The following is a 16,261-nucleotide window of genomic DNA, read 5'->3' as shown; positions in this document are numbered from 1 at the left end:
CACATTGTGAAAGACGCTAACCGTCTGCAGGTTCTCCCAATCGCAGTGTGTGGCAACCGACTGCAACGAGGCACTGGACAAAAAACACGGCCGTAAATCCTCCTCGGCTGATCTTGTTAGCTATGTTCCGCTCGCTTTCTTGAACGCCGATCTCTCCTAACTTCACCGCCAATTCACGATAACCGACGTTCCGGCGCTTCAGCTCCGCTCGGAGCATACCCTTCACCAGATTTTGCCATTCAATATCTGTCGCCATACCATCTCCGGATTCAGTGTTTAGATCATCATATTCGATGTTTTGACCATTGACAACAGGGTTGTTTGTCATCATATTCGGTGCATCAACACCGGATACGATGATGTCACAGCATTTCCTTCTCTCAGCCAAAGCCCGGACGCTCTCGCTAGCGTCGGTGATGCGCATGACGGCCTTGGAAGCTGAGACTGTGTTTCGGGCCGTACGTTGGGATGAAGGCAAGGCAATCTGCCCGCACTGCGGTTGCCCGACCGTCTATGAATGCCGCCGCCCATCCGGCGCGCTGCGGTTCCGTTGCAAGGCGTGTCGCAAGGACTTCAGCATCACGAGCGGCACCCTGTTTGCATTCCACAAGATGCCGCTGCGGCAATACCTCGCGGCCATCGCCATCTTCGTGAACGAGGTTAAGGGCAAGAGCGCGTTGGCTCTCTCCCGTGATTTGGATTGCCAATACAAGACCGCATTTGTCCTGGCGCATAAGCTGCGGGAGGCGATGGCGTTCGAACTGAAGGGGATGCGCGTCGGGGGCGAGGGCGAGACTGTCGAAATCGATGGCGGCTACTTCGGTGGGTACGTGAAGCCTGCCAACCATCGCGAGAACCGCCGCGACCGACGCCTTGCCAAAAACCAGAACGGAAAGCGTCAGGTCGTAGTGGTGGTCAAAGAGCGCGGTGGCCGTACCGTCCCAGCCGTCTTCAATGCCGAGGTGGACGCTATGGGGTTCATCGTCCAGCGGGTGAGCCCGGTTTCGAGGATCGTGGTTGACGAAGCGTCGTCTTGGAACGCCCTACATGCCGGGTTTGACGTGGCCCGGATTGACCACGGCAAGCTCTACAGCGACGGCTCAGGCGTCTACACGAACGGTGCGGAGGAGTTCTTCTCCCGGATGCGCCGGGCCGAGATTGGACATCATCACCACATCGCAGGCCGCTATCTGGTCCGCTATGCCCAGGAAAGCGCGTGGCGTGAGGATTACCGCCGGGTTGCCAACGGCCAGCAGGTCAAAGCCGTAGCGGGGCTGGCGATGTTGGCGCCTACCTCGGTTGATTGGTGCGGGTATTGGCAGCGTGCTAATTAGTTTGCGGCCGGTTACAGAGGCAGAGGAATTTGTCTGATGCCCGGACGATGCTCAATAACTTGCACCACCGTGTACTCTGTTTTAAGGCCGCCATCGGTTTGTTTTTGGACAACCCTAACCTTGCAAAGCAAGATGTCACCCTTGGAGAAAGATATCTGATTGGTATCGACTTTGCTCAAAAAGCCAGCGTCCTCGATCGCGGCGCTGATTGCATTGGTTCCGTCATTGAGCCGCCATTTATTATCTTCTTTGAAAGCAAGAGAAATTATGGAGAACGCGGTGACCCGAGTATCATCAACCAAAGTTGCATCTGGGATATGGGGCTTTGCAAAGTAAGAAGCTTCAGACTCTGTGACTCTGACAATCTCTCTGGTTTTCTCTCGAACTTCGAATGAGTTAATTCCCTCTTTTCTCAGGGGTTCCTCGATCACTTTTTGCGCAGCGGTACGAACCGCTATATCCTGATATAATCGCAATAAAGCCGTCGGTACGTCTATTTGCTCAGTGCCGCTAATCAAGCGCACGATGTTCTCGGGTAGTGGCTCGACTTTATCTAATTCACCGCCCTTGAAGCGTTTGATTAAGCCAATGAGCCCGACACCCATTGTTGGAACGCCGACCAAAAGACCGACCAAGTTGTTGGCGGCAGTAATGCCCGGACCGGTAAGCAGAGCCATAAGATGTTCGCCGACCGTTTGAATAACTTCAAACGTAATCTGAAAACACCCCGGTTCGGTGGCCTTAACTTGAACTTTGACGCGGGCGATGTCGCCGTTGAGAATTGTATTCGCCGCATCAAAGAGTTGACCCAGACCTAGCATTGCTGGCGCCAAGTCCCTTACATCCATTGCGTGCTCGCGCAGCGCCGGTCCGTCATAGGCAATCGTAAACTCTGCGCGACTCATGCAGCCATTGTAGAAGGAAAACCGTTTTAGAGTCAATGGGTTAGGTAAATACTAAGAGACTCAAATCATTGAGTCTTCTTTAACAATCCTCAAGGGCGCCGCGTCCATCGCGCACCCAGCCCGTGCCCTATCTTGCCGATTGCGCCGGACATTTGCAGCCGATGCAGCGCACCGAGAAACCGCTTGATCATGTTGTAACGGATTTTGGCGTCCTCCGGGTCAAGCCCCTTCTCCGACATGGTCCACCGGACGATATCCTCGGCTGAAATGGGATCACCATTGGCTCGCCTGACAGCCTCACGGCAGCGGCGGGATATCTCACCGTTGGCGAAGAACCCGGAGCGCGCCGCAGCGGGAGCCTTTGGCCTTATGTTCTGCGGGACTGAATCCGGATCGAAGAGCTTCAACGCCGCGTCTATGTGCGCCATGTCCGCGCGGGCTTGGTGCGTGCGCTCTTCCAGGTCTGTGATGAGACCTGATAACTCCGCGCGCTTCTCGACCAAGCCGCTGATTACAAATGAATTCGACATGCCACATATGGTAGGCTAAGCCACGGCGCCGCGCCTCTATCCTGTGGTGGCGACTGCTACCTAATACCGTGAAGGTGACGGAAGTCGTACCCGTGTTGCCGGCGGCGTCGGTCTCGCTGGCGGTGATGGTATGCGACCCATCGGCCAGGTTGGAGGGGGTGAAGCTCCACACGCCGGTGTTGTCCGCGGTGGTGGTGCCGAGCGTGACGCCGCCTTCCGTCAAGGTCACCGTCGCGTTGGCGTCGCCGGCGCCGTTCAGCGCGTCGTCCCTGGTCACCCCGTCGGTTGACGAGACGCCGGTATCGGTTGTCAGCGCCGCCGTCACCGCCGGGGGGATGGTGTCGAGGGTGACGTTCAGTACGCTGGAGGCCAAGGAGGTATTGCCCGCCGCGTCGGTCTGCGTGGCGGTGATGTTGTTGGCGCCTTCGGTCAGCGCCGTGGTGGCGCTGACCGACCAGGCGCCGCCGGAGACCGTGCCGGTGCCGATCGTGGTGCTGCCGTCGAGCAGGGTGACAGTGGCACCATCCTCACCAACGCCGGTGAACGTGGGCAGGGGGACATTGGTGATGTCGTCCGAGTTGGAGGCCCCGCTGTCCGAGGCCGCCGATAGTACAAGGGCGCTGGGCGCCACCGGTGCGGTGGTGTCGAAGGTGAAGGTGACGGAAGTCGTACCCGTGTTGCCGGCGGCGTCGGTCTCGCTGGCGGTGATGGTATGCGACCCATCGGCCAGGTTGGAGGGGGTGAAGCTCCACGCGCCGGTGTTGTCCGCGGTGGTGGTGCCGAGCGTGACGCCGCCTTCCGTCAAGGTCACCGTCGCGTTGGCGTCGCCTGTGCCGTTCAGCGCGTCGTCCCTGGTCACCCCGTCGGTTGACGAGGCGCCGGTGTCAGTTGTCAGCGCCGCCGTCACCGCCGGCGGTGTCTCGTCCACCGTCAGGGTTCGGGTCATATTCGCTGAGCCATTAGCGGGATCGGTGACGTCCGCCGATACCGTATGGGGGCCGTCTGGCAACACGGCAGGAGCAAGGTCGGCTGCCGGGATATCCAACGTCCAGGCATTGCTCGCCACCGTCGTAGTAAAAGTCCCGGAGTTGAACATGACCGTAACGGTCTGGCCGTCCGCGACGTTTGTGGTGGTGCCGCTAATGGGCAGGTCGGAGGCCGCCTCCCCAGCGTTGAGGATGTCGTCACCGGCAATGGTGGAGATCGTGATGCTCGACGCTGACATGCTGATTGACTCACTCGATTTGATTGTTTCTGCGGCGAATATAACGGCCGAACATGCGGTTGTATACTCTAAAATTCATAAACCAGTGGTTGTTCTTTTCGAGTTACGATCTTCAATCTCTCGCTTGGCTTGTAGCCAGAAAGTAACCTTCCCTTCACGGTCGTCGACGTTCTCCAGACGGTCGTGGCGCCCCTCGGCGCTCGATGGTTCCGACCCCAATCGTCGACGGTGAGCAAGCGCCTGGGCTCGAGGCTCCTGCAACAAGCCTGCGAACCCCCTTTTGGCATGCGCGGTGGCCAAGTCGGTGAGCAATCACCGTGTCCAATCGGGGTACGCCATGGTCGCGCTCACCACTCGACGCCGGGTCGCTGCCGGAAGGAGCGCACCGCGCCGCTAGCGCCTCGAACGGTCGGACTCGGTTAGGCAGAGAACTCCCAGGGCGAAATGACCTGATAGTCATTTCATACCACGACATATCTGAAACCGTAAGGAGTGGTCCGGTCGTCCACGAGAAAGCGACCGCTGCGTCCGATGGGCCCGTGACACCGCCCGCATCATCTCAATGCGCGCTTCCCCGACGCTGTTAGGCAAACTGATACTGTTCGAGGCCGCGGAGAATGATTTCGATTACAGGGAGCCACTGTCGACAAGCACGAGGTGTGGCGACTGATCTGTAGACTGTCGTATCAGGCCCGGGCCTCGCGCAGCCTACCCCAGCCGTGCCCTGAGCGCCTCGAGTTCGCCCAGCGCCTCCAGCAGGAGAACACGCAGCCGTTCCTGTTCGCCATCGGGGCGCGGGCGAATGATGCCGCGAACCACTTGCGCCAGCACCGGCGGCGGCGAAACCAGTTCGAGCCCCGGGATCAGCGGCGGTTCGGTGGGAGCGAGCGCCGCCTTCTCGGCCTCGGCGGCGGCGCGTTCGTCCGCCGTCGGTGGCGGGATATCGTCGGACAACTGACCGCCGCCTTCGCGCAGCAGTCGTTGCACGCCCTTGATCGTGTAGCCCTGAGTGTAGAGCAGATCGGCGATCCGCCGCAGCAGCACGATGTCGTCGGGGCGGTAGTAGCGCCGGCCGCCGCCGCGCTTCAACGGCCTGACTTGCGGAAACTTCGTCTCCCAGAACCGCAGGACATGCTGCGGGATGTGAAGATCGTCTGCTACCTCACTGATTGTGCGAAAAGCATTGGGGGCCTTCTTCGGCCGGGACCGCACGCGGTGATCGATGTCGTCATGGGTCAAGTCACCGCTCACGGGCGAGTCCACGGATCGCCCCCGGGATCAGGCGTTATGTGAACCGGATCATTCATCGTCGTCCGTACCGGGCGTCGTGCCGTTGACATGCGCCTTCAGGACGTGGCTGGGGCGGAATACCAGCACCCGGCGCGGCAGAATGGGCACTTCCTCGCCGGTTTTAGGATTGCGACCGATGCGGCGCCCTTTCTGTCGAATAGAAAAGGTTCCGAAGCCACTGATTTTAACAGATTCACCTTGTTCCAGGCGGCCGGCCACACGCTCCAGCACATCTTCCAGCAGATCGGCCGAATCATTGCGCGAAAGCCCAATCTGCGTGTAGATCATTTCGGCGATGTGGGCGCGGGTAATGGTCAGCATGAGCCCGACGCTATGCAGATCATGCCGGCACGTCAAGATTTCGCTGTAAAAATCTTAATGGATCAGGGGTTTGCGGCCGGTCCTAACGTCGAGCTCACAGTCTGACCAAGGCCGATCCCCAGGCCAGGCCGCCGCCAAGCGCCTCCAGCAGCATAAGATCGCCGCCGCGGATGCGCCCGTCAGCGCGAGCCTCGGCTAAAGCCAGCGGGACGGAGGCTGCCGATGTATTGGCATGGCGGTCCACCGTCATCACGACACGCTCCGATGGCAACCCCAGCTTCTTGCCCATGGCGTTGATAATACGGCTATTTGCCTGATGCGGCACCAGCCAGTCGATGTCGGCATAGGTCAAGCCGTTGGCGGCAAGCGCCTCATCCACCGCCTCGGCCAATCGCGTGACCGCGTGGCGAAAGACCTCTCGCCCATTCATCACCAAGTGGCCGGGCCGGTCGGGTTGGCCGACAGCGCCATCGATGTAGAGAATATTGCCCAGGCTGCCCTGGGCATGGATGTGGGTGGACAGCACGCCGCGCCGGTCGTCGTCACGCGGATCGCTGGCACGCAGGAACACCGCCCCTGCTCCATCGCCGAACAGCACACAAGTGCCTCGGTCCTGCCAGTTCAGGATACGCGAGTAAACCTCGCTGCCGATCACCAAGACCCCGCGCACCTGCCCGGCTCGGATCAACCCGTCGGCGACGGACAGGGCGTAGATGAAACCGGCGCAGGCAGCCGAGAGGTCGAAACCGAAGCCCCGGTTGACCCCAAGTTCCGCCTGCACCCGCAGCGCGGTCGCCGGAAACGCCTGGTCCGGCGTGCTGGTCGCCAGGATGATCGCATCGACATCGGCGGCGGTGGCGCCGGCGTCGGCAAGTGCGGCGCGCGCAGCCTCTGCGCCCATGAACGCTGCCGTCTCATGGCTGGCGGCGAAGTGACGCTGTCTGATCCCGGTGCGCTCCCGGATCCATTCATCAGATGTATCGACGGTTCGGGACAGTTCGTCGTTGCTGACGATCCGTTCGGGAAGATAGCCGCCACAGCCGGCAAGGATGGAACGAAGCGGCATCACGGGTCCTGATCAGGCGGTGGCGAACTGAGGATCGTCGTTGCTGCCCGGGCGGGGACCACCCGCGTGCGGGTCCCCCATGAGCGGTTCGGATGCCGGCCCGTAAGGCGAGACGTTGGGGAGCTGCTGCTTCAGGGATTCCGCTTGGGGGGCGTGCCCGTTTCGGGCCGGTCGCTCGTTGCGGCGCTGGCCGTTGCAACACGCTTCACCGCTGCGACGCTGGTCGGGTGGCGGTTGGCCGGCCTGTGAGGCCATGGCGGATGCATCGCCGGCAACCGAGACCTCGCGGTCGTTGCGATCGGCTTCGGTATCCTCGCTCGGCTCTGGCTTGTCCTCCGGCTTGTCCAACGCGATCCGCGCCAGGTCCTCGCGGATTCGATCGTTGAACCGATGCGTGACCATGTCCATGGCGACATCGACGGCGTGAGCAAAGCCTTGTGCGTCGGTGCCACCGTGCGATTTGACCACGACGCCGTTCAACCCGACCATCACCGCCCCGTTGTAACGGCGCGGATCCAGCCATTCCCGCAGCCGATCCAGACCCGGGCGCACCAGCAGGTAGGCCAACTTGCCGAGCAGGCTGCCGCTGAAGATCTGCTTCAGGAACTCGACGATGAGCTTAAGCGCGCCCTCGCCGGTCTTCAGCGCGACATTTCCGGTAAAGCCGTCGGTGACGATGACATCGGTGGTGCCGGCGGCAATATCGTGGCCCTCGACAAAGCCCCAAAACTGCGGGCCGAGATGACTGGCGCGCAGGATTTCGGCCGCCTCGCGGACCGTATCATTGCCTTTCAGCTCTTCCGACCCGACATTCAGCAGGCCGACAGTAGGGGCGGTAAGACCCAGCACGGTGCGCGCGAACACATCCCCCATCACCGCGAATTCCACCAGGTTGCGCACGTCGCACTGCACATTGGCACCAAGGTCCAGCATCACGACATCGCCCCGCGCGGACGGCCCGATGCCGGCCATTGCCGGGCGGTCGATCCCGGGCAGCGACTTGATGACGATCTTGGCCAACGCCAGCAACGCGCCGGTGTTGCCGGCCGACACCAGGCCTGACGCCTCCCCGCTCGCCACCGCATCGACCGCGACGCGCATCGACGATCGCCGGCTACGCAGCGCCGCGGTCGGCTTCATCTCGTTGCCGATCACGTCGGGTGCGTGGCGAACGGTGCAGGCGCCGCGAGCGCGGCGGTTGCGGGCCAGCAACGCCGACAACGCCGCTTCATCACCGACCAGCAGGAAACGGGCCGAGGGATGGCGTTCCGCCGCAATCTCCAGGCCCTGGACGACCATATCGGGGGCATTGTCGCCACCCATCGCGTCCACCGCCAGGGTGAAGGGACCGCTGGTCACGAGCGAACCATGGGTGCGTCGCGACCCGGACTCAGATCCGGACAGCGCCCCGTAGCGGCTTGCCGGCCGCGACCACTTCCCGCCCGTTGTAATATCCGCAATGGCTGCAGACGTGATGCGGACGCTTGGTCTCGCCGCAGTTGGGACATTCGGCATGCGCTTCTTGCGGCAGGGCCTGGTGGCTGCGGCGCATCCCGGCCCGCGACGGTGAAGTCTTTCGTTTGGGTACAGCCATGGGACATCGCCCCTTCTCTAACGACAGGTGCCCCGCGCATCGCGCGAGGCCTGACAGAAATCCACGATCGGACAAAAACGCGAGCCGCGCCCTCTAGCAGAGCAACCGCGCCATCGCAATGGCTGATCAATCCAACAACCCGTTCCCCCAACCATCTCGTCCTTTTAGTGCAGCAGAGCCAGAATATGGGCATTGGCCCGCATCACCAAGACGCGTCGGATTTTCTGCGACGGCGTCAGCAGTCCGTTGTCGATGGTGAACGGGGACACTACGGCATGCTTGCGGACGCGCTCAGTGACCGACAAGCGGTAATTTGTCCGACTGATCGCCACCGCCACCCCCACGTCGTCGTAGCCCTCCGCGGGGACCACCAGCGCGCTGACGCCGCTGCGGCCCTCGCCGGTAACGACCACCTGGGCGATCTCGGTTTCGGCCATCAGCATGCCCTCGATCTTGGCCGGCGAGACGTTTTCGCCGCCGGACAGCACGATCATGTCCTTCTTTCGGTCGGTGATGCGCAGGTAGCCCTGCTCGAGTTCACCGATATCACCGGTATGCAGCCAACCGTCGCGGATCGTCGCCTCGGTGTCGCGCGGGCGGTTCCAGTAGCCGTCCATCACCAGTCCGCCGCGCACCAGGATCTCGCCGTCCTCGGCGATCCGCACATCGACCCCGGCAAGCGGCTTGCCGACGGTGTCGATGCGGATCGCATCCGGTGGATTGGCACTGATCACCGGCCCTGCCTCGGTCTGACCGTAGCCCTGCATGATAGTCATGCCGAGCGATTGGAAGAAGCGGCCGACCTCCGGCTCCAGCCGCGCCCCGCCCGACATCGCGGCGACCAGGCGGCCGCCGAATCGCGCCCGCACCTTGGCCCGCACCAGGCGATCCAGCAGCGGATCGAGCAGCCGTTCGAACAGCGTCAGCCGCTCCCCGTCCACCCGCTTCAGGCCGATCGCGGCCGCGGTCCGGAACAGGTGTTGGCGGAACGGTGTCTCGCGCGCGAGCTGCGTCAGCACGCGCATGCGGATGACCTCCAGCACGCGGGGCACGGCGGTCAAGATGGTGGGGCGCACGGTAAGCATATCGGCCGCCAGATGCTCGACGCCGCGGGCGTAGACGATCTCGGTGCCGAGGCTGAGCATGAAGAACTGTCCGACGGTGTGTTCATAGGCGTGCGACACCGGCAGGTAGGACAGATACACCTCGTCGTGCAGCCGCAGCGGCCGCACCAGTTCGGCGGCGCCGGCGCAGTTGGACAGGATGCAGCGGTGCGGCAACATCACGCCGCGCGGCGACCCGCCGGTTCCAGAGGTGTAGATCAGACAGGCCAGCGCGGTTGGCGGGATATCGGCGACTTCGGCGGCGACGTCGTCGGGCGTGCGCTGATCCTCGATCAGGTCTGCCCACGGTAGCACCCTGGCGGCGCCGGCATCGACGCTTGGGAGGCCATCGGTGACGATAAGCAGTCGCAGTCCATTTCCCTTGGCGGCGGCCGCCAGCAGACGATCGGCCAGGGCAGCAGAGGACACCACCGCGGTGCGCGCCCCGGAGTCGCGCAGCAGGTGGGCGTGGTCGTCCACCGTATTGGTCGTGTAGGCCGGCACCGGCACCGCCTGGATCGCCATCAGCGCCGTCTCGATCAGCGGGAATTCAGCCCGGTTCTCCATGCACAGCAAGACGCGGTCGCCGGCCGCGACGCCGGCCTGACGCAGATTTCGAGCGCAGGACGCGGCCATGCGGGCGAACTCGCCCCAGCGGATGGTGTGCCAGACGCCGTCGCGCCAGCCCCGCAGCATCGGCCGCGAAGGCCATTGCCGGGCCAGCGCGAACATCATCGAGGCCAGGTTCGGCCATGTCGGGTTGCCTTGCACGCATCCTCCGCTGCCCGGTTCGGTCAGGCTCGGGCCCAGTCGCGCCGTTTGACGCGCGCCCTTTGACGTTCGCCTCCTGTAGCCTACATGACGCCAGCATGCAGCAGACCAGGGACATGAAATCCGCGATGAATGACGCAGCCGCCACCGCGACCCACGCTCTCCCGGCCTGGGACTTGTCCGACCTATATGCTTCCGCCGACGATCCCGCCGTGTCGGCCGATTTGGCGCGGGCCGAGCAGACGGCAAAACGCTTCGCCCAGGGCCATGGCGGGACGCTGCCGACCCTGTCGGGAGCGGCGTTGGCCGCGGTGATCGCCGAATATGAGCGTATCCAGGAGGTCCTGGGCCGGATCGCGTCTTATGCTCAACTGCTGTTCGCCGGCGATTCGACGGATCCGGTGATCGGGCGGTTCTACCAGACGGTGAACGAGCGGGTGACCGCGATCAGCAGCGACCTGATTTTCTTTCCGCTGGAACTGAACCGGATCGATGACGCACTGCTGGAAGCCAAGCTGGCTGATCCGGCGCTGGCGCGCTACCGGCCGTGGCTGCGCGACCTGCGAGTTTTCCGCCCGCACCAACTCAGCGACGAGTTGGAAAAATTGAACCATGAGCGGGACCTAACCGCCAACGCCGCCTGGGTGCGGCTGTTCGACGAGACCGTCGCGGCCATGCGCATCGGGCTGAACGGCGAGACGCTGACCGTCAGCGACACGCTGAACCGGCTGTCCGACCGCGACCGGTCGGTGCGCGAGGCGGCCGGCAAGGCTATCGGCGCGGCGTTTGGCGACAACATCCGGCTATTCTCGCTGATCACCAACACGCTGGCCAAGGATAAGGAGATCGAGGACACTTGGCGGCACTATCCTCGCCCCGGCAGCTTGCGCAACCGGGCCAACATGGTGGAAGACGAAGTCGTCGACGCGCTGGCGACCGCGGTGCGGCAATCCTATCCGCGGCTATCCCATCGCTACTATCGGATGAAGGCCAAATGGCTTGGGCTGTCGAAGCTGCAGCACTGGGACCGCAACGCACCGTTGCCGAACGATGACGACCGGCTGATCGCATGGCCGGATGCGACCAAACAGGTGCTGGGGGCGTATCGCGCGTTCAGCCCCGAACTGGCCAAGGTCGGGCAAGATTTCTTCGACAAGCCGTGGATCGATGCGCGGCTGACCCCGGGCAAGTCGGGTGGCGCGTTCGCGCACCCGACGGTGCCAAGCGTGCATCCCTACCTGCTGCTAAACTATCACGGCAAGACGCGTGACGTGATGACGCTGGCGCACGAACTTGGCCACGGCGTGCATCAGGTGCTGGCCGGCCCGCAGGGCGCGCTGATGTCGCACACGCCGCTGACCCTGGCGGAAACCGCGAGTGTGTTCGGTGAGATGCTGACCTTCCGCTCGCTGCTGGATACTGCCACGCCCGGTCAGCGCCGCATCATGCTGGCGGCAAAAACCGAGGACATGCTGAACACCGTGGTCCGCCAGGTGGCCTTCTATCAGTTCGAGACGCTGCTGCACGACGAGCGTCGGTCGGGAGAACTGCTGCCGGAGCGGATCGGCGAACTATGGATGCAGGTGCAGGCCGAGAGCCTGGGGCCGGCGTTCGAGTTTACTCCCGAGTACAGCGTGTTCTGGTCCTATGTGCCTCACTTCATCCACTCGCCGTTCTATGTCTATGCCTATGCGTTCGGGGACTGTCTGGTGAACGCCTTGTATGCGGTGTTCCAGTCCGGGCACCTGGGCTTCCAGGCGAAGTATCTCGATATGCTGCGGGCCGGCGGCACCAAGCGTCATAGGGAACTGCTGGCCCCGTTCGGGCTGGATGCATCGGATCCGGCGTTCTGGAACAAGGGGCTGGACGTGATCTCGGGCTTTATCGATGAGCTTGAAGCGAGCGATGCTTGAAGCGAGCGCTTGAGGCGGCGAGCGATTGAGGAATCGAGCGGGAGGGAGCGCTCAGCACAGTAGCCCGGCAGCCATCACAGCAGCCCAGCGGCCATCGCGTAACCGCGCCGGCGCTCCGGCGGAATGGGGTTTCGCCCGGCCACACGCTGCAGCAACATGCGCGCATCGCGATCTGCCCCAGCCTTCAGTGCTGAATCGAGAAAAACCTGCTCGAGCACGTCCTGCTGAGCATGACTGCCGCCCATCCGGTGCATCTCGCCGATCACCAGGCGCATCGCGGCCACCGCATCGGCGTGGCGGCCCTGCCCGTTCGCCAGCACCGCCTCGGTAACCGGCAGGGCGACCTCGGCCACCAGCCTGGCGATCGGCTGCTCGCCAGCGGCGAAGTCGCGCATTCCGGACAACATGGAAGCGGCGGCTTGGTCGCGCCCGGTCGCTGCCAGTGCCATCATCCAGTGCGGCAAGGTGAATGCCGATTGGCAATCACCGATCCGGGTCTCGGCTTTGTCGGCCAGTTCGGCCCAGCGATCGCCGACGTCGACGCCGTGGCGCCGCAGACGGAACAGCATCGAGGCGGCGTTCTGCACGTCGATATAGAGATCCGGCGCGATCCCCGTCAGCGGCGACGCTAGATCGCGAAAACCGGCGTCGTAGCGTTCCAGCACCTTGGCGAAGTCACCGAGCTCCAGGTGATACATCGCCTGGTGCCACCACAGATGGTGCTTCAGGTTGTTGCCGGCAGACCAGCCTGACTGCAGACCCTCGACCCAGGCGATGCCTTCCAGCCGGCGTCCGGTCATTTCCAGCACATGTGCCACGCCATGCGCGGCCCACAGGTCGGTCGGATCGAGGCGGACCGCTTCACGCCCTGCATTCTCGGCCTGAAGGTAAGATCCGGCTTCCTCGTGCGCGAAGCAGCGGCACCCCAGGATTGCGACGAAGCCGGGCAGCGCGTCGCTCCAGTGCCGCTCGACCGAGAGCACCGAGGCCAGCATCGCCTGCGGCCGGCCGGACCAGAAATTGACGAAATGTGCAAGCCGGAACGCAAGGATGTCGTGCGGATGTTGGCGCAGGATGTCGTCCCATACCGCCACCGCCTGGTCTGGGTCGCCCTCGATCCAGTGTGCCAGCGCCTGGGCATGGGCTTTTTCGCGCGCTGTCGCGTTGCCTTGCCGGGCGGCGGCCAGGGCGGTGCGCGCCGCGCCCAGGGTATCGGATCGGAAGCCCATCAGCAGCAGGTAGCCCATCAGGCAGTGCGCCAGGACGAAGTCGGGGTCGGCGGCAAATACCTCGGCCACCCGCTCTGGCATATCGACGCGATAGCCCAAGTAACTGTCGACGGCATGATCGAAGGCGGCAACCGCCTGGCCTGAAACCGTGGTTAGGGGCAGGCCGCGGCAATCCTGGAACATCCTGGTACTCCCGTTTCGACTCGCGGGAGTATGGCCGGATGGCAGCGCGCTTCAAGCCGCCGGGGAACGTTTCGACGTCGGGTGAAACGGATTAAGCCATCGAAATCTGGGTGAAATCTACGAACCAGCTCTGCAACGGCGCGAAACCCTGGGCCTTTTTCGACATCGCGCGGATTGATGTCATACGCGAAGAACAGCCAGGGCGCCTGGTCCACCATCTTGCCATGAGCTGCGGCCAGCAGCCTGGTCTGCTCGGCCGGGTCGAAACTCGACTGCGCCTGTTTCAGCTCCGCGGTGACCGTGGCGTCATCGGAATGGCCCCAATTGTAGGTGGTGGGCGAGAAACTGTCCTTCGCGTAATATCGGAACATCGAAGACGGGTCGACCGAACTGAGGCTTATGTTGATGCCCTGATCGCCGTGCGACTCCGGGGCATTCGGATCACTGCGGATGGCACCCCATTCGACCTCATCGAAATCGATCTGCATGCCGACGCCAGCGAATTTCTGCTGCAGGAACTCATTCATCGAAATCGGCAGCATCTGGCCTGACCCGGACGTCGAGTTATGATCTTGGCCTTCAGCGGCTTGTCCGGACCGTAACTTGCCTCAGCAACGCCTTCGCCTTGGCCGGATCGTGGTCGTAGTGCTCCGTCGGATCGCCGAAATACTGATTGCCCGGCGGACACAGCACAACCCTCGGCTTGGCGATGCCATTCAGCAGGCTGCACAGGCCTTGCCGATCGATCGCACAATTCATCGCTCGGCACACCCGGACATCCTTGAACGGCTAATCGTCCTCAGTATTCAGGCAGTCATGGATAGGTGTGCGGATAAGGCCAGAGCGTGACGACGAAACCGGCGGCTTTCAGTGACGGGATGGACTCCGGTGCTGGCACCTCGATCCAGTCCACCTGGCCCGACCTGAGAGCGGCGATGCGCGTGGTCGCTTCCGCCATCGGACTGACCACCAGTTTTTTCCAGCTTCGGAATGCGGGTTGGGTCCCAGTATGCATCGTTACGCACCATCTCGATATACTGGCCCGGAACGATGCGGGTGATCTTGAATGCGCCGCTGCCCGCCGGTTGTTTGCCGAATGCTGCCCAGGTCTTTCCCACCTTGTCGAACTGGGCCGGGCTCAATATGCGGGTCAGCAGATAGGGCAGGAAGTTGAACGGATACTTCGTCGTCATCACAATCGTGCTGTCGGTCAACTTTTCGTAGTTGCCCACCATCGAGACCGATGCCTTGACGTTCGGTGCCGCAGTTGCGTCGTAGTGCGGAGATTGTGAGATCCGTTGCAGGTTCCAGATCACTGCGTCGGCATTGAAATCGGTTCCATTATGGAACTTCACGCTTTTTCGCACCATGAAGATCCAGCGCAGCGGGTTGGTCTCGTCAATCCTCCACGCGGTGAAAAGGCCCGGCGTGATATCGGCCGGCTTGTCCGAATGGTACCGCAAATCCCAGTTCACCAGCCCGTCGTAGGGTGGATAGCCCAGGAAGCGATATCCCTCGACACCATTATTCTGAATCCGGTGCGCGCTGGGCAGGTCCGCCGCGATCATTGCGACGCGCAGCGTGCCGCCACCGACCGCCATGGCAGGCAGTGCTGTAGCCGTTGCCGTTGCCGCCGCGGCAACGCCGGCAAGCAGGTCGCGTCTGAGCATTCTGTTGGGGCCTCTCATGCCATGCTGATTTGGGTAAAATCCCGATACCAACTCTGCGTCGGCTTGAACCCGATCATTTTTTTCGATATCGCCTGCGGATTGAGGTCATGGACGATGAACAGCCACCGCGCGCCGTCCACCACCATCGCGTGGGCCTGCGCCAGCAGCTGGGTCTGTTCGGTCTTGTCGAACGTGGCCTGGGCACGCCTCAGCAAATCGGTCGCCGCCGGGTTGTCCCAGTGTCCCCAATTGTAGTTGACCGGAGAATAACTGTCCGTGGCATAGTAACCCACTCGACCACATTGAAATCGTCGATGCCCACCACCTCAAAGTTCTGCTGCATGAATTCGTTCATCGGGATTGTCACCATCTGGCCGGATTCCGAGGTCGAGATCGTGATATTGGCCTTCATCAGCTTGTCGTGTCCTTAGCCGGCGTCCTTCAACAACGCCCTTCCAGGATCGATTTCGTAATGGTTTTTTGGCATGCCGAACACCGAATTGTCCGCCGGATACAGTCCATCGGCCGGCTTCGCGGTGCCGTTCAACAGATCGTACAGGCCGACACGATCGGCAGCGTAGCTGATCGCCTGCCCGCACCCAAGGCCACAGGCTGATCCGCAGGCCGGCGGCCTTCAACGATGGATCGAATCCGGCGGTGGGACCTCGATCCAATCGACCTGGCCGGAGCGCAGCGCGGCGACGCGGATGGTCGCCTCGGGCATCGGGTAGACCATCACCTTGTCGAGTTTCGGCACCCGCGCCTTGTCCCAGTGACTCTCGTTGCGCGACATCTCGGCGTATTGCCCGGGCACGACCTTGGTGATCTGAACGGGCCGGTGCCGGCTGGGTGCTTAGCGAATGCCGCCCAGTTCCGCCCGGTTGCCTGCCACTGAGTCGGGCTGGCGATGAGGATTCGGGTCAAAAGATCCGGCAGGAAGTTGAACCGGTATTGCGTTGTAATGATGATCGTCTTGTCGTCGGGCATTTCGTACTTGTCGATCATCGAGACCGTTGCGCGAACGATCGAGGCGACCGACGCGCATATTGCAGCGCCCCTTAGGACCCGCCGAGAAATTATCGAATCGCAGCGACTTTAAGAACGCAGGAATAGAATCGCGAATTTGC

The 16,261-nt window shown here is 62.6% G+C and carries 14 protein-coding genes and 3 pseudogenes; 2 read left to right on the top strand and 15 right to left on the bottom strand.

The window, feature by feature from the left end; all coding sequences use genetic code 11:
* Positions 1 to 16 precede the first annotated feature (16 nt).
* On the bottom strand, positions 17 to 424 hold the full coding sequence (locus ACQY4Y_RS17050; RefSeq protein ID WP_428491788.1) for a DUF6471 domain-containing protein: 408 nt from the start codon (positions 422 to 424) through the stop codon (positions 17 to 19).
* Between ACQY4Y_RS17050 and ACQY4Y_RS17045 the strand changes: the two genes are divergently transcribed.
* The gene (locus ACQY4Y_RS17045; RefSeq protein ID WP_428491787.1) at positions 360 to 1,334 is read left to right on the top strand and encodes an IS1595 family transposase; all 975 of its coding nucleotides are present in this window, start codon (positions 360 to 362) and stop codon (positions 1,332 to 1,334) included. The genes ACQY4Y_RS17050 and ACQY4Y_RS17045 overlap by 65 nt on opposite strands.
* An 11-nt stretch (positions 1,335 to 1,345) precedes the next feature.
* On the opposite strand, the gene ACQY4Y_RS17040 is transcribed toward ACQY4Y_RS17045, so the two are convergent.
* From ACQY4Y_RS17040 to ACQY4Y_RS17005, 8 genes and pseudogenes are all read right to left on the bottom strand, one after another.
* The gene (locus tag ACQY4Y_RS17040) at positions 1,346 to 2,239 is read right to left on the bottom strand and encodes a hypothetical protein (RefSeq protein WP_428491786.1); all 894 of its coding nucleotides are present in this window, start codon (positions 2,237 to 2,239) and stop codon (positions 1,346 to 1,348) included.
* A gap of 318 nt (positions 2,240 to 2,557) precedes the next feature.
* Positions 2,558 to 3,994, bottom strand: coding sequence for an Ig-like domain-containing protein (locus ACQY4Y_RS17035; RefSeq protein ID WP_428491785.1), 1,437 nt, complete (start codon positions 3,992 to 3,994; stop codon positions 2,558 to 2,560).
* Positions 3,995 to 4,953: 959 nt separating this feature from the next.
* Positions 4,954 to 5,191, bottom strand: a pseudogene (locus tag ACQY4Y_RS17030) (MerR family transcriptional regulator); the annotation flags it as partial.
* A 102-nt stretch (positions 5,192 to 5,293) separates the two neighbouring features.
* Positions 5,294 to 5,605 (bottom strand): integration host factor subunit alpha, encoded by a 312-nt coding sequence (locus tag ACQY4Y_RS17025; RefSeq protein WP_428491784.1) that lies wholly within the window; start codon positions 5,603 to 5,605, stop codon positions 5,294 to 5,296.
* Between the two features lie 94 nt (positions 5,606 to 5,699).
* Positions 5,700 to 6,671 (bottom strand): beta-ketoacyl-ACP synthase III, encoded by a 972-nt coding sequence (locus tag ACQY4Y_RS17020; RefSeq protein ID WP_428491783.1) that lies wholly within the window; start codon positions 6,669 to 6,671, stop codon positions 5,700 to 5,702.
* Positions 6,672 to 7,022: 351 nt separating this feature from the next.
* Positions 7,023 to 8,030: pseudogene (gene plsX / locus ACQY4Y_RS17015) on the bottom strand (phosphate acyltransferase PlsX); the annotation flags it as partial.
* Positions 8,031 to 8,061: 31 nt separating this feature from the next.
* The gene (gene rpmF / locus ACQY4Y_RS17010) at positions 8,062 to 8,265 is read right to left on the bottom strand and encodes a 50S ribosomal protein L32 (RefSeq protein ID WP_428491782.1); all 204 of its coding nucleotides are present in this window, start codon (positions 8,263 to 8,265) and stop codon (positions 8,062 to 8,064) included.
* Between the two features lie 164 nt (positions 8,266 to 8,429).
* A complete protein-coding gene (locus tag ACQY4Y_RS17005; protein ID WP_428491781.1) occupies positions 8,430 to 10,139 on the bottom strand; it encodes an AMP-dependent synthetase/ligase in 1,710 nt (569 codons plus the stop codon).
* A 116-nt stretch (positions 10,140 to 10,255) separates the two neighbouring features.
* Here ACQY4Y_RS17005 and ACQY4Y_RS17000 point away from each other — a divergent pair, with 116 nt between their 5' ends.
* Positions 10,256 to 12,052: a M3 family oligoendopeptidase gene (locus ACQY4Y_RS17000; protein ID WP_428493659.1), complete on the top strand. Its 1,797-nt coding sequence runs from the start codon at positions 10,256 to 10,258 to the stop codon at positions 12,050 to 12,052.
* A gap of 74 nt (positions 12,053 to 12,126) precedes the next feature.
* On the opposite strand, the gene ACQY4Y_RS16995 is transcribed toward ACQY4Y_RS17000, so the two are convergent.
* The 6 genes and pseudogenes from ACQY4Y_RS16995 to ACQY4Y_RS16970 form a co-directional block, all read right to left on the bottom strand.
* Positions 12,127 to 13,464 carry a tetratricopeptide repeat protein gene (locus ACQY4Y_RS16995; protein ID WP_428491780.1) on the bottom strand — a complete coding sequence of 446 codons (1,338 nt, stop codon included), beginning with the start codon at positions 13,462 to 13,464 and terminating at the stop codon, positions 12,127 to 12,129.
* A complete protein-coding gene (locus ACQY4Y_RS16990) occupies positions 13,434 to 14,006 on the bottom strand; it encodes a hypothetical protein (protein WP_428491779.1) in 573 nt (190 codons plus the stop codon). Before ACQY4Y_RS16990 ends, ACQY4Y_RS16995 begins: the two co-directional genes overlap by 31 nt.
* A 37-nt stretch (positions 14,007 to 14,043) precedes the next feature.
* Positions 14,044 to 14,241: pseudogene (locus ACQY4Y_RS16985) on the bottom strand (ABC transporter substrate-binding protein); the annotation flags it as partial.
* A gap of 29 nt (positions 14,242 to 14,270) precedes the next feature.
* Positions 14,271 to 15,134: an ABC transporter substrate-binding protein gene (locus tag ACQY4Y_RS16980; RefSeq protein WP_428491778.1), complete on the bottom strand. Its 864-nt coding sequence runs from the start codon at positions 15,132 to 15,134 to the stop codon at positions 14,271 to 14,273.
* A 14-nt stretch (positions 15,135 to 15,148) separates the two neighbouring features.
* Entirely contained in the window at positions 15,149 to 15,427 is a 279-nt protein-coding gene (locus tag ACQY4Y_RS16975; RefSeq protein ID WP_428491777.1) for a hypothetical protein, read from the bottom strand.
* 341 nt (positions 15,428 to 15,768) lie between these two features.
* Positions 15,769 to 15,960 (bottom strand): ABC transporter substrate-binding protein, encoded by a 192-nt coding sequence (locus ACQY4Y_RS16970; RefSeq protein WP_428493658.1) that lies wholly within the window; start codon positions 15,958 to 15,960, stop codon positions 15,769 to 15,771.
* Positions 15,961 to 16,261 lie beyond the last annotated feature (301 nt).

The organism is Rhodopila sp. (assembly GCF_965277165.1).
Classification (GTDB): Bacteria; Pseudomonadota; Alphaproteobacteria; order Acetobacterales; family Acetobacteraceae; genus Rhodopila.
Note: the sequence above shows the minus strand (reverse complement) of the source record. Positions and strands in the feature narration are given on the sequence as shown.

Excerpts from the sequence above, each read along its gene's own strand:
- ACQY4Y_RS17045 (WP_428491787.1), top strand. The coding sequence starts at position 360 with ATGTCACAGCATTTCCTTCTCTCAGCCAAAGCCCGGACGCTCTCGCTA.
- ACQY4Y_RS17050 (WP_428491788.1), bottom strand. The coding sequence starts at position 424 with ATGCGCATCACCGACGCTAGCGAGAGCGTCCGGGCTTTGGCTGAGAGA.
- ACQY4Y_RS17040 (WP_428491786.1), bottom strand. The coding sequence starts at position 2,239 with ATGAGTCGCGCAGAGTTTACGATTGCCTATGACGGACCGGCGCTGCGC.
- ACQY4Y_RS17035 (WP_428491785.1), bottom strand. The coding sequence starts at position 3,994 with ATGTCAGCGTCGAGCATCACGATCTCCACCATTGCCGGTGACGACATC.
- ACQY4Y_RS17025 (WP_428491784.1), bottom strand. The coding sequence starts at position 5,605 with ATGCTGACCATTACCCGCGCCCACATCGCCGAAATGATCTACACGCAG.
- ACQY4Y_RS17020 (WP_428491783.1), bottom strand. The coding sequence starts at position 6,671 with ATGCCGCTTCGTTCCATCCTTGCCGGCTGTGGCGGCTATCTTCCCGAA.
- rpmF (WP_428491782.1), bottom strand. The coding sequence starts at position 8,265 with ATGGCTGTACCCAAACGAAAGACTTCACCGTCGCGGGCCGGGATGCGC.
- ACQY4Y_RS17000 (WP_428493659.1), top strand. The coding sequence starts at position 10,256 with ATGAAATCCGCGATGAATGACGCAGCCGCCACCGCGACCCACGCTCTC.
- ACQY4Y_RS16995 (WP_428491780.1), bottom strand. The coding sequence starts at position 13,464 with ATGTTCCAGGATTGCCGCGGCCTGCCCCTAACCACGGTTTCAGGCCAG.
- ACQY4Y_RS16990 (WP_428491779.1), bottom strand. The coding sequence starts at position 14,006 with ATGCTGCCGATTTCGATGAATGAGTTCCTGCAGCAGAAATTCGCTGGC.
- ACQY4Y_RS16980 (WP_428491778.1), bottom strand. The coding sequence starts at position 15,134 with ATGCTCAGACGCGACCTGCTTGCCGGCGTTGCCGCGGCGGCAACGGCA.